The following is an 11958-nucleotide window of genomic DNA, read 5'->3' as shown; positions in this document are numbered from 1 at the left end:
CCGCGCGGTCGCGGGCCCGTGGCGGGCGGCGGATCAGCGGGAGCCGCGGACCTTCAGCGCTCCCAGCAGCTCCTCCGAGGCCCGGGTGATCTCCTCGACCGCCCGCTCGAACGCCTCCGCGTTGTGCGGGGCGGGCGAGCGGAAGCCGGAGATCTTGCGCACGTACTGCAGCGCCGCGGCCCGCACGTCGTCCTCGGTGACGTCCTCGGCGTACGGCGGGCGCAGCGTCTTGATGCTTCGGCACATGCCTCAACCGTAGTGGCCGGCACCGTCAGAATCCGTGGTGGCCGGCACCGTCGGAATCCGTGGTGGCCGACGCCGTCAGCGCTCGCCCGTCACCGGCGCCAGCTCCACGCCGAACGCCCGCGCGATGCCCCGCATGCCCTCGGCCAGCTCCTCGCGGTCCACCGCGTCGATCCGCTCGGCCGGCCCCGACACCGACATGGCGGCCACCACCCGCTCGCCGTCGCTGACGGGCACGGCCAGGCAGTGCACGCCCAGCTCCTCCTCGCCCAGGTCCATGGCGTAGCCGAGCGCCCGCACCCGGTCCAGCTCGGCCAGCATCGCCCCGGCCTCGGTGATGGTGTTCGGGGTGCGGCGCGGCATGCCGGTGCGCTCCAGCAGCGTCACCGCGTCGTCGGCGGCGCGGTCGGCGAGCAGCACCTTGCCCACGGCCGTGCTGTGCGGCAGGACCCTCCGGCCCACCTCGGCGAACATCCGCAGCCGCCGCGGCGAGGGCACCTGCGCCACGTACACGACGAAGTCGCCCTCCATGACGGCGAGGTTGGCCGTCTCGCCGGACAGCTCCACCATCCGCGCGAGGTACGGCCGCGCCCACGCGCCGACCATGCCCTCGGCCACCCCGCCGAGCCGCATGAGGCCGGCCCCGAGCGCGTAGCGCCGGTCGGACTCCTGACGCACGTAGCCCCGGGCGAGCAGCGTGCGCAGCAGCCGGTGGATCGTCCCGTACGGCAGGCCGGTCTTGGCGGCGATCTCCGACAGGCCCGCCGCGCCGCCGTGCTCGGCCAGGCTCTCCAGCACGTCCAGCGCCCGCTCGATCGACTGCACGCTCACGCGGCCGTACCCCCGTCCCTCGCCTCGGTCACCGTCACAGCGCTCACAGCGGCACCCCGCGCAGCGAGGCGTCCAGCACCTCGGCCGTGTGCGCCACCCTGATCGACGCCCCGGCCCGGCGCATGGCGGCGGCGATCTGCATGGTGCAGCCCGGGTTGGCCGACACCAGCAGCTCGGCGCCGGTCGAGGCCACTCCCTTGGCCTTGCGGTCGCCGAGGTCGCGGGCGGCCTCGGGCTGGAAGATGTTGTACGTGCCGGCCGAGCCGCAGCAGATGGCCGCCTCGGGCACCTCGCGCAGCTCCAGCTCCGGGATGCCGGCCAGCAGGGCGCGCGGCTGGGCCCGTACCCCCTGCGCGTGGGCGAGGTGGCAGGCGTCGTGGTAGGCCGCGACGAGCGGCAGCGGATGCCGCGTGGCCACCGGACCCAGCTCGGCCAGGAACTCCGACAGGTCGCGCACCCGGAAGGCGGGCTCGGCGCCGAGCAGCTCGCCGTACTCCTTCATCGACGAGCCGCAGCCCGCGGCGTTGACCACCACGGTGTCCACCCCGGCCCGCTCGAACACGCGGACCGTGCGGCGGGCCAGCCGCCTGGCCTGCTCCTCGCGCCCGGAGTGGACGCTGAGCGCGCCGCAGCAGCCCTGGCCCGGCGGGATGACCACGTCGCAGCCCTCCAGCGCCAGCACCCGGGCGGTGGCGGCGTTCACCTGCGGGAAGAACTCCCGCTGCACGCAGCCCGTGAGCATGCCCACGACGGCGCGGCGCGGCCCCCTGGCGCGTACCAGGCGCGGCAGGCGCTGCCGCCGCTCGACGACGGGCGTGAGCGCGGCCATCGCGCCCAGGCTCGGGTGCGCCCGCTCCAGGAACGGCGCCAGCCGCCGCGTCAGGCCGGTCAGCGGCCGGGACAGCCGCAGCCGGCGCGGATAGGGGAACAGGCCGAAGACCAGCTCGCGCACGGCCCGCTCACGCGGCTCCCGCTCGTGGACGCGCTCCACCTCGGCCCGCGTCAGCTCGATCAGCCGGTCGTAGCGCACCCCGGACGGGCAGGCGGTGACGCAGGCCATGCAGCCCAGGCAGGCGTCGAAGTGCCCGGCCATCTCGGGCGTGACCGGTGTGCCCTCGACGTGCTGCTTCATCAGGTGGATACGGCCGCGCGGCGAGTCCATCTCCTCGCCCCACAGCACGTACGTCGGGCACGTGGGCAGGCAGAACCCGCAGTGGACGCAGTCGTCGATCAGCTCCGGGTCCATCTCAGATCCCTCCCGCGAACGGGTCCATGTCAGATCCCTCCCGCGAACCGTCCCGGCGACATCCTGCGCCCGGGGTCGAATTGCTGCTTGACCCGCCGCATCAGCGGCAGCGCGCCGACGGGACCCCACCGGTCCACGCCCTCGTACGGCGCGGCCAGCACGACCGCGGCGTGCGCCCGCTCCCGCAGCGCGGCCACGGCGGCGGCCAGCCGCTCCTCGGTGACCTCGCCCGCGGGGGACAGGCGCAGGCGGCCGGAGACCGGCGAGCCGCGCAGCCGCAGCGCGTGCGCGTCGGCGGCCTCCAGCACCCCGTCCAGCGCGCTCGGCAGGAACCGGGCCTCCACCAGCACCTCCTCGTCCGGCGGCGCGTCCCACCACGAGCTTTCCCACCACGGGGGCGGCTCCGGCGAGACCTCACCCGCTCCGGCGGCGTCGCGCAGGGCGCGCGCCCGCTCCTCGGCGGCCGTGCCCTCGACCAGCGCGGCCATCGCCACCGGGGCGCCGGGGCCGGGCCGGTCGAGCTCGACCGCGCTGGGCTCGGCCTGGGAGGCGGCCAGGACCGCGGCCAGCTCGCGGGGCCGCCGGGCGTCGCCCACCACCAGCCAGCGCCGGTCGGGGGGCAGCGGGTGCAGCCGGAACGCGGCCTCGGCGATCACACCCAGCGTGCCGTACGAGCCGGTGAACAGCTTGCCCAGGTCGTAGCCCGCGACGTTCTTGACCACCTTGCCGCCCGAGCGGGCCACGGTGCCGTCGGCCAGCACGACGGTGACGCCGATGAGCAGGTCGCGCGCCGCCCCGTACCGGAAGGCGCGCGGGCCGCACGCGGCGGTGGCCAGCGTGCCGCCCACGGTGGCCCCGGACGGCGCGTCCAGCGCCAGCTCCTGCCCCTCGGCGGCCAGCACGCCGGCGAGGGCGCCCATCGTCACCCCGGCCTGGACGCGCACCACCAGGTCGCCCGCCGCGTGCTCCAGCACCTCGTTCAGGCAGCACAGGTCGAGCAGCACGTCGCAGCGCTCCGGCGGCGCGCCCCAGTGCAGCTTCGTGCCGCCGCCCGCCGGCGTGAGCGCGAGGTCGCCCTCGGCGCAGGCGCGCAGCACGGCCGAGACCTCCTCGACCGTCTCCGGCAGCGCCACCCAGCGCGGCGTCACCCCCGCCACCGCGTCGTCGGCCACGGCGTCCCTGAGCGTCACGCCGGTCTTCTCCAGCAGCTCGCGCGCCATCAGAACTGCTCCGCCTTCCCCGACTCGACCAGCGGGTGGACGCCCTTGCGCACGCCCGGGACCTCGCCGCACAGCCGCGGCGTCGGGAACACCTTGCCCGGGTTGGACAGCCCCCTCGGGTCGAAGGCGCACCGGACGAGCTGCATGGTGTCCAGGTCGTCGCCGGTGAACATCTTCGGCATGTAGCGGGCCTTGTCCACGCCCACGCCGTGCTCGCCGGTGATCGAGCCGCCGTGCTCGACGCACAGGTCGAGGATCGCGCCCGACACCACCTCGGCCCGTTCGCCCGCGCCCGGCTCGGCGTCGTCGAACAGCACCAGCGGATGCAGGTTGCCGTCACCGGCGTGGAAGACGTTGGCCACCCGGATGCCGTGCTCGGCCGACAGCCGGTCGATGGCGGCCAGCACCCGTGGCAGCGAGGTGCGCGGCACCACGCCGTCCTGCACGATGTAGGCCGGGCTGATGCGTCCCACCGCCGCGAACGCCGACTTGCGGCCCCGCCACACGGCCGCCCGCTCGGCCGCGTCGGCCGCCACCCGCAGCTCGAACGCGCCCGAGCACAGCTCGCGCAGCCGCGCGAACTGCGCCTGCACCTCGGCCGCGGGGCCGTCGAGCTCCACGATCAGCACCGCGCCGGCGCCGGCCGGGTAGGAGCAGGCCACGGCCGCCTCGGCGGCCTCGATGGCCAGCGCGTCCATCATCTCGATCGCCGCCGGCACGATGCCCGCGCCGATGATCGCCGACACCGCCCGGCCGCCCTCCTCGATGCTCCGGAACGCGGCCAGCACGGTCGTCACCGCCTCCGGCGCGCGGCTCAGCCGTACCGTGACCTTGGTGGCGATCCCCAGCGTGCCCTCGGAGCCGACGAACGCGCCGAGCAGGTCGTAGCCGGGGTCCATGCGGTCGAGCCGGACCAGGGCGCCGTCGGGGGTGACGATCTCGCACGCCTCGACGTGGTTGACGGTGAAGCCGTACTTCAGGCAGTGGGCGCCGCCGGAGTTCTCGGCCACGTTGCCGCCGATGGAGCACACCTGCTGGCTGGACGGGTCGGGCGCGTAGTAGTGGCCCCGGTCGCGCACGGCCTCGGTGATGGCGAGGTTCGTCACGCCCGGCTCCACCACGGCCCGCCGGTCCGGCAGGTCGATCTCCAGGATGCGGCGCATCTTCGAGGTGACGATGAGCACGCCGTCCTCGCGCGGCAGCGCGCCGCCCGACAGCCCGGTGCCGGAGCCCCGGGCCACGAACGGCACGCCGTGCTCGTTGCACAGCCGCACCACCAGCGCCACCTGCTCGGCCGTCTCCGGCAGCGTCACCACGCCGGGGACGGCCCGGTGGTAGGTCAGGCCGTCGCACTCGTACGTGCGCAGCCGCACGGGATCGGTGATCACCGAGTCGCCGGGCAGGGCCGAGCGCAGGGCGGCCGTCAGGGGAGCGATCGCGGGGGACGGGCTCGGGGTCATACGGCTCCTTCTACGGCATGCGCGCGTACGCGGGAAGCGTGAGGAACTCGGCGAACTCGTCGTCCAGGGCGACCTCCTTGAACAGCGCCGTGGCCTGAGCGTACAGCTCCTCGTCGTGACCCGGCTCGGCGGCGATCGCCTCCAGCTCCTCGGCGATGATCCGCTCGACGAGCTCCTTGGTCACCCGCTCGCCGGTGTCGGCGAGCGTGATGTCGTTGTGGATCCACTGCCAGACCTGCGAGCGGGAGATCTCGGCGGTGGCGGCGTCCTCCATGAGGTTGTGGATGGCCACCGCGCCCAGCCCGCCCATCCAGGCGGCCAGGTAGCGCAGCGCCACCTCCACGTTGCCGCGCAGCCCCTTCTCGGTGATCTCGCCGGGCGTCTTGGACACCGACAGCAGGTCGGCGGCCGACACGCTGACGTCCTCGCGCTTGCGGTCGAGCTGGTTCGGCCGCTCGCCGAGGACCGCGTCGAACACCTCGCGGCAGACCGGCACCAGGTCGGGGTGCGCCACCCAGGAGCCGTCGAAGCCGTCGCCCGACTCGCGGGTCTTGTCCGCGCGGACCTTCTCCAGCGCCACCGCGTTGACCTCGGGGTCGCGCCGCGACGGGATGAACGCCGCCATGCCGCCGATCGCGTGCGCGCCCCGCTTGTGGCAGGTGCGCACCAGCAGCTCGGTGTACGCGCGCATGAACGGCGCCGTCATCGTGACCGCGTTGCGCTCGGGCAGCAGGAACTCCCGGCCCCGGGTGCGGAACTTCTTGATGACGCTGAACAGGTAGTCCCAGCGGCCCGCGTTCAGCCCCGCCGAGTGCTCGCGCAGCTCGTACAGGATCTCCTCCATCTCGAACGCGGCGGGGTAGGTCTCGATGAGCACGGTGGCCCGGATCGTGCCGCGGGGGATGCCGAGCAGGTCCTGGGCACGCACGAACACCTCGTTCCAGAGCCGGGCCTCCAGGTGCGACTCCATCTTGGGCAGGTAGAAGTAGGGGCCCTTGCCCTTGTCGAGCTGCCGCTGCGCGCAGTGGAAGAAGTAGAGGCCGAAGTCGAACAGCGACGCCGACACGGGCCGGCCGTCCACCTTGGCGTGCTTCTCGTCCAGGTGCCAGCCGCGCGGGCGCACGACGATCGTCGCCAGCTCGTCGTCCGGCCGCAGCGCGTACGTCTTGCCGCCCGACTCGAAGTCGATGGCGCGGTCGAGCGCGTCGCGCAGGTTGAGCTGGCCGCCGACGCAGTTGGCCCAGAGCGGGGAGTTGGCGTCCTCGAAGTCGGCCAGCCAGACCTTGGCGCCGGAGTTGAGCGCGTTGATGGTCATCTTGCGGTCGACCGGGCCGGTGATCTCGACCCTGCGGTCCTCCAGGCCGGGCGCGGGCGGGGCGACGCTCCACTCGCTCTCCCTGACCGTCCGCGTCTCGGGCAGGAAGTCGAGGGTGCCGCCGGCGGCCAGCTCCTCCTGCTTGGCCTGCCGGGCTTCGAGCAGTTCCAGGCGGCGGGGGCCGAACTCCTTCTGGAGCGCCGCCACGAAGCCGAGCGCCTCCGGCGTGAGGATCTCGTCGAACCGGTCGAGGATCGGGCCGTTGATCTCCATATCGCTCCTTTTTCGCATGGTGGAAATTCACTTCCGGGTTATGGAAGCGAAGCTACTTGACGCCCGTTCCAGGGTCAAAGGTGGGGGTACCCCGGGGACCGCTCAGGGGCGTCCCGGATGCCGGAAGGCCCGGCGCGCGCGAGGATCGGGGACATGAAGACGATCGTGATCGCGGGCGGACTGCTCGCCTCGACGGCGCTGCTGACCGGCTGCGGGCTCAAGAGCCTGGCCGGCCCGACCAACCAGGACACCGTGGACTACCAGGTCACCGACAAGGTCTCCCGGCTCCAGGTCAAGAGCGGCTCGGGCGACGTCGCGGTCACCGAGTACGACGGGACCGCCGTGCGCGTCACCGAGACCATCCAGTGGCGCGAGAACAAGCCGAAGACCGAGCACAAGGTCGAGGGCGACACCCTGCTGCTCACCTACACCTGTGGGAGCGGCATCAAGGGCTGGGGCGACTGCGACGTCAACTACAAGGTCGAGGTGCCCAAGGGCCTCGCGGTGACCGTGAAGAACGGCTCCGGCGACATCACGCTGCGCTCGCTCACCGGGCCCACCGAGGTCTCGACCGGCTCGGGCGACATCGACGGCACCGGCCTCGGCGCCAAGTCCACCATCGCCGAGGCGGGCTCGGGCGGCGTCGAGCTCAAGTACGTGGCGGCGCCCGACAGCGTCCAGGTCGACGCCGGCTCGGGCGACATCGGGCTGCGCGTCCCCGACGGCTCGTACGCGGTGACCACCAAGACCGGCTCGGGCGACGAGAGCATCTCCGTCAAGGACGACGACGCCTCGCCGCGCAAGCTCACGCTGGAGGCCGGGTCGGGTGACATCACCGTCTCGCCCGCCTAACCGCGTGTTGCCCCGATAACCAGGTGCTCGCATCGCGGATGTCGTGCCACCATCGGGGAAGACACCACGGTGTCCAGACGTTGCCTATTAGAGATGACACGAATGCACGAATACTCCGCGCTCGAACCGTTCGAGACCGGCGAGATGGACCTTGAGGAGCGCCAGGCGCTGCGGCGCGTGGCCGGCCTGTCCACCGAGCTCCAGGATGTCTCCGAGGTCGAATACCGGCAGCTGCGGCTCGAGCGGGTCGTCCTCGTCGGCGTCTGGACCTCGGGCACGGCGGAGGACGCCGAGAACTCCCTGCTGGAGCTGAAGCTCCTGGCCGAGACGGCCGGATCGGAGGTCCTGGAGGGCCTCATCCAGCGCCGTCAGAAGCCCGACCCCGCCACCTACATCGGCTCGGGCAAGGCGCTCGAACTGCGCGACATCGTCGAGTCGACCGGCGCCGACACCGTGATCTGCGACGGCGAGCTGACCCCCGGCCAGCTCCGCCAGCTCGAGGACACGGTCAAGGTGAAGGTCATCGACCGCACCGCGCTGATCCTCGACATCTTCGCCCAGCACGCCAAGAGCCGAGAGGGCAAGGCCCAGGTCGAGCTGGCCCAGCTGCAGTACCTCCTGCCGCGCCTGCGCGGCTGGGGCGGCAACCTGTCGCGCCAGGTCGGCGGCCGCGCGGCCGGCGGCGTCGGCATCGGCGGCCGCGGCCCCGGTGAGACGAAGATCGAGCTGGACCGCCGCCGCATCCGCGAGCGGATGTCCAAGCTGCGCCGCCAGATCAGCGGCATGTCCACCTCGCGCGAGACCATGCGCCAGCGGCGCGCCAAGCGCGAGGTCCCGGCGGTCGCGATCGCCGGCTACACCAACGCCGGCAAGTCCTCCCTGCTCAACCGCGTCACCGGCGCGGGCGTGCTGGTGGAGGACGCGCTGTTCGCCACGCTCGACCCGACCGTGCGCCGGGCGCGCACGCCGGAGGGCAGGCTGTTCACGATCGCCGACACCGTCGGCTTCGTGCGGCACCTGCCGCACCAGCTGGTCGAGGCGTTCCGCTCCACGCTGGAGGAGGTCGGCGACGCCGATCTGATCCTGCACGTGGTCGACGGCTCCCACCCCGACCCCGAGGGCCAGCTCGCGGCGGTCCGCGAGGTCATCGCCGACATCGAGGGCGCCTCCGAGCTGCCCGAGATCGTGGTGATCAACAAGGCCGACGCCGCCGATCCCGACGTGCTCGACCGGATCTCCCGCCGCGAGCGCGACAGCATCGTGGTCTCCGCGCGCACCGGCGCCGGCATCGCCGAGCTGATGGAGCTCATCGAGCGGCGGCTGCCCCGGCTCGACCACGAGGTCACGCTGCTCGTCCCGTACGAGCGGGGCGACCTGGTCTCGCGCGCCCACAAGGAGGGCGAGGTGCTCTCCGTGGACCACGTCGAGGACGGCACCGTGCTCCACGCGCGCGTGCTCGGCGGCCTGTTCCAGGAATTGGAGCGCGTGGGCAAGCCGGTGGAACGCGTCTCTTCTTGATGGGATGGTTGGGCAGCTCTGTCGAAATAGTTCGCAGGGCTGCCCAAAAGCGACAGTGGCCGTGGAACCCTCGGATTGCTAGGATATGCCGAGCCTTACCACACTAACGTCGCGGGTTTCAGATGACGATTCTTGGTGCCTGCGGGGGTCTCAGGGAACGATCGGGGCATGGTGACAGCTGGGATGATTGGGCTTTCTTCCGAATAACCCTGTACACCGAGCCAGCCTGTGAAATAACGTAACTGAACTGAAATCGCCGGATCATGAGTCCGGCGATACGGTCACCGCACAGCCGAGCGGATGAGATCAGGAGACTCCCCCATGTCGTCCCTACCCGGAGCCGACTCAGTGGGCGCCGCGCGTGCCGTGCGCTGGGTGATGTGCTCGTGCGGGGTGGTGATGCGGTGACCGTTCGGCTGCTGACCAACATCGGCCGCCTGTGGACCGGCAACGAGGTCCTCAGCAACGCGGCCATTCTCGTGCACAACGACCGGATCGCCTGGGTCGGACGGGCTCCCGACCTCCCGCAGAGCGTCCCCGGAGTCGTCGACGACATCGTCGACGTCGACCACGTCGAGAACCTCGGCGGCGCCCTGGTCACCCCCGGCCTCATCGACGCGCACACGCATCCCGTCTACGCCGGCAACCGCTACGCCGAGCTGGCGATCCGCACCAGCGGCTCCACCTCCTCGGCCATCACCGCCGCGGGCGGCGGCGTGGGCTCCACCGTCACCGTGACCCGCGGCACCGACCCGTGGACGCTGTGCAACGGCGTGCGCGAGCGCCTGCGCGGGTGGCTGCTCAGCGGCACCACGACCGTCGAGGCCAAGACCGGCTACCACCTCACCCGCGACGGCGAGCTCGCCGACGTGCGGCTCCTGCGCGAGCTGGAGAAGGAGCCGATGATGCCGCGGGTGCACGTCACGTTCCTCGCCGGGCACGTCGTGCCGCCCGAGTACTTCGGCCGTCAGCGCGAGTACGTCGAGGCCGTGGGCGCCTGGTGCGCCGACGCCGCGGCCGCGGGCGCCGACAGCGTCGACGTCTACTGCGACGAGGGCCACTTCACCACCGAGGAGTCCCGCTGGGTGCTCGCCTCGGGCCGCAACGTCGGCCTGCTGCCGCGCATCCACGCCGGCCTGTTCAGCCGCCGCGGCGCCGTGCAGCTCGCCGCCGAGCTGGGCTGCGCCTCCGCCGACGGCCTGCACCACATGTCCGACGAGGACATCGCGATCATGTCCCGGTACGGCGTGCCGGCCGTGGTCAGCCCCGCCACGGCGCTCCAGCGGGGCAAGCTCCCGCCGGTGCGCCAGATGATCAAGCACGGCGTGCAGATCGCGCTCGGCAGCGACCACAATCCCGGCTACTGCGGCATCACCTCGATGTCGCTGGTCATCGCGCTCGCGGTGTCGGCGTTCGGGATGAGCGTCAACGACGCCCTGCGCGCGGCCACGCTGGGCGGCGCCACGGTGCTCGGCGCGCCCGACCGCGGCGTCCTCGCCCCGGGCCGGCTGGCCGACATCGTCCAGTGGGACGCCGACCACGAGGGCGCCTTCGCCTGGTCCTTCGGCCTCAAGCCGCGCCGGGTGTGGCGGGGCGGCATCCCCGTCCAGTGACGCGGGGACGGCACGTCCTCCGACCGGCGCGGCTGAACGGGCTTTGATCGCCAGGGTTGAAATATCCCGAACTGGCTACTCTCCTGATATGCCGCCCTCGGTCGCCGTCGTCACGGACTCCACCGCCTACCTGCCCCCGACGCCGGGCGTCTCGGTCGTCCCCGTACAGGTGGTGTCGAGCGGCACGTCCTGCGACGAGGGGGCGTTCACCGGAGACCTGCACGCGGCCACCACCTCACGCCCCGCGCCCGCCCGCTTCGCCTCCTGCTACGCGGCCCTGGCCGCCGCGGGAGCCACGGAGATCGTGTCGATCCACCTGTCGGGGGAGCTGTCCGGCACGGCGGAGTCGGCCCGGATCGCCGCCAAGGAGGCGCCGCTGCCGGTGGAGGTGATCGACAGCGGCTCCATCGCCATGGGACTCGGCTTCCCGGTCCTGGCCGCCGCCGAGGCCGCCGTCCGCGGGGAGGAGCTGGAGGGGGTGGTCCGGGCGGCGCTGGGGTGCGCGGCCCGTACGCGGACGTTCTTCTACGCCGACACGCTGGAGTTCCTGCGCCGCGGCGGGCGCGTCGGGACGGCGGCGTCGCTGTTCGGGTCGGCGCTGGCCATCAAGCCGCTGCTGCAGTTCGTGGACGGGCGGGTGACACTGCTGGAGAAGGTCCGCACGGCCACGCGGGCCATCGCCCGCCTGGAGGACCTGGCGGTCGCGGCGGCCGGCCAGGGGCCGGCGCGGGTGGCGGTCCAGCACCTGGCGGCCTGGGACCGGGCCAGGGCGCTGGCGGAGCGCCTGCCGAAGAGGTTGGCCGGGGTGACGGACTTACAGCTCGTGGAGGTGGGGGCGGTGATCGGGGTGCACGTGGGGCCCGGCATGCTCGGCCTGACGGTGTGCCCGGAAGGCCGTCCGTAGGCGCGTGGACGTGTAGACGTGTAGACGTGTAGACGTGGGACGTGTGGACGTGTAGGGCGCCCGTCTGGTCGGCTGCCTGGGACGGCGTTTCTGAGCGGTTCTCCACAACGACGCGCGACGCTCCACCCCCCATCCCCAGAACCTCGTTCGCCCGATCCCGGAGGCGGGGTCCGGCCGTACGTTCTGGGGCGTGCGTTCCCAGGACCTGATCAACGAGCGGACCGTGGCCGAGGCGCGGCTGCGCTCCCTCACGGCTCCTGCCCGCCGCCGCCCCCGCCCCATCTCCGCCCTCCAGGACGCTCCAGGCGCGCCGGCACCCCTCGCCCCTCCGGCGGAGGGGCCCGTCGCGGCGCTCCCGTCCGCTCCGGGGCCGCAGCCCAATGCCGCGGAAGCGCACCAGGACCACCCTCGGTCCGCTGCCTCGATCGCCCCGCCGGTCCGCACCACCGAACGCCGGCACCCGTACAGGCAGCCCCCGAACCA

General features: G+C 72.9%; 10 protein-coding genes. 4 read left to right on the top strand and 6 right to left on the bottom strand.

Features of this window, described 5'->3' with window-relative positions:
- Positions 1–33 precede the first annotated feature (33 nt).
- The 6 genes from HT134_RS09580 to aceB form a co-directional block, all read right to left on the bottom strand.
- A complete protein-coding gene (locus tag HT134_RS09580; protein ID WP_175599772.1) occupies positions 34–246 on the bottom strand; it encodes a DUF2277 domain-containing protein in 213 nt (70 codons plus the stop codon).
- Positions 247–321: 75 nt separating this feature from the next.
- Complete coding sequence (locus HT134_RS47585) at positions 322–1074, bottom strand: IclR family transcriptional regulator (protein ID WP_175599771.1); 753 nt, start codon at positions 1072–1074, stop codon at positions 322–324.
- Between the two features lie 43 nt (positions 1075–1117).
- Positions 1118–2320, bottom strand: coding sequence for a (Fe-S)-binding protein (locus tag HT134_RS09570; protein ID WP_175599770.1), 1203 nt, complete (start codon positions 2318–2320; stop codon positions 1118–1120).
- Between the two features lie 29 nt (positions 2321–2349).
- Positions 2350–3540, bottom strand: coding sequence for an FAD-binding oxidoreductase (locus HT134_RS09565; protein WP_175599769.1), 1191 nt, complete (start codon positions 3538–3540; stop codon positions 2350–2352).
- Positions 3540–5000: an FAD-linked oxidase C-terminal domain-containing protein gene (locus tag HT134_RS09560; RefSeq protein ID WP_246363602.1), complete on the bottom strand. Its 1461-nt coding sequence runs from the start codon at positions 4998–5000 to the stop codon at positions 3540–3542. The genes HT134_RS09565 and HT134_RS09560 overlap by 1 nt, the downstream gene beginning before the upstream one ends.
- A 10-nt stretch (positions 5001–5010) precedes the next feature.
- Positions 5011–6588, bottom strand: coding sequence for a malate synthase A (gene aceB, locus HT134_RS09555; RefSeq protein WP_376768077.1), 1578 nt, complete (start codon positions 6586–6588; stop codon positions 5011–5013).
- 153 nt (positions 6589–6741) lie between these two features.
- Here aceB and HT134_RS09550 point away from each other — a divergent pair, with 153 nt between their 5' ends.
- The 4 genes from HT134_RS09550 (at position 6742) to HT134_RS09535 (ending at position 11475) form a co-directional block, all read left to right on the top strand.
- On the top strand, positions 6742–7440 hold the full coding sequence (locus HT134_RS09550; protein ID WP_175599767.1) for a DUF4097 family beta strand repeat-containing protein: 699 nt from the start codon (positions 6742–6744) through the stop codon (positions 7438–7440).
- A gap of 93 nt (positions 7441–7533) precedes the next feature.
- On the top strand, positions 7534–8958 hold the full coding sequence (gene hflX / locus HT134_RS09545; protein ID WP_376768076.1) for a GTPase HflX: 1425 nt from the start codon (positions 7534–7536) through the stop codon (positions 8956–8958).
- Between the two features lie 404 nt (positions 8959–9362).
- Positions 9363–10571, top strand: coding sequence for an imidazolonepropionase (gene hutI / locus HT134_RS09540; protein ID WP_175594966.1), 1209 nt, complete (start codon positions 9363–9365; stop codon positions 10569–10571).
- 88 nt (positions 10572–10659) lie between these two features.
- The gene (locus HT134_RS09535) at positions 10660–11475 is read left to right on the top strand and encodes a DegV family protein (protein WP_175599766.1); all 816 of its coding nucleotides are present in this window, start codon (positions 10660–10662) and stop codon (positions 11473–11475) included.
- The last annotated feature ends 483 nt before the right edge of the window (positions 11476–11958 follow it).

The sequence above is a fragment of the Nonomuraea rhodomycinica genome, from assembly GCF_013363995.1.
GTDB classification, from domain to species: Bacteria; Actinomycetota; Actinomycetes; order Streptosporangiales; family Streptosporangiaceae; genus Nonomuraea; species Nonomuraea rhodomycinica.
Note: the sequence above shows the minus strand (reverse complement) of the source record. Positions and strands in the feature narration are given on the sequence as shown.

Bases quoted from the DNA above. Each gene is read 5' to 3' on its own strand.
- HT134_RS09535 (WP_175599766.1), top strand. From the start codon at position 10,660: ATGCCGCCCTCGGTCGCCGTCGTCACGGACTCCACCGCCTACCTGCCC.
- HT134_RS09550 (WP_175599767.1), top strand. From the start codon at position 6,742: ATGAAGACGATCGTGATCGCGGGCGGACTGCTCGCCTCGACGGCGCTG.
- HT134_RS09560 (WP_246363602.1), bottom strand. From the start codon at position 5,000: ATGACCCCGAGCCCGTCCCCCGCGATCGCTCCCCTGACGGCCGCCCTG.
- aceB (WP_376768077.1), bottom strand. From the start codon at position 6,588: ATGGAGATCAACGGCCCGATCCTCGACCGGTTCGACGAGATCCTCACG.
- hflX (WP_376768076.1), top strand. From the start codon at position 7,534: ATGACACGAATGCACGAATACTCCGCGCTCGAACCGTTCGAGACCGGC.
- HT134_RS09565 (WP_175599769.1), bottom strand. From the start codon at position 3,540: ATGGCGCGCGAGCTGCTGGAGAAGACCGGCGTGACGCTCAGGGACGCC.
- HT134_RS09570 (WP_175599770.1), bottom strand. From the start codon at position 2,320: ATGGACCCGGAGCTGATCGACGACTGCGTCCACTGCGGGTTCTGCCTG.
- HT134_RS09580 (WP_175599772.1), bottom strand. From the start codon at position 246: ATGTGCCGAAGCATCAAGACGCTGCGCCCGCCGTACGCCGAGGACGTC.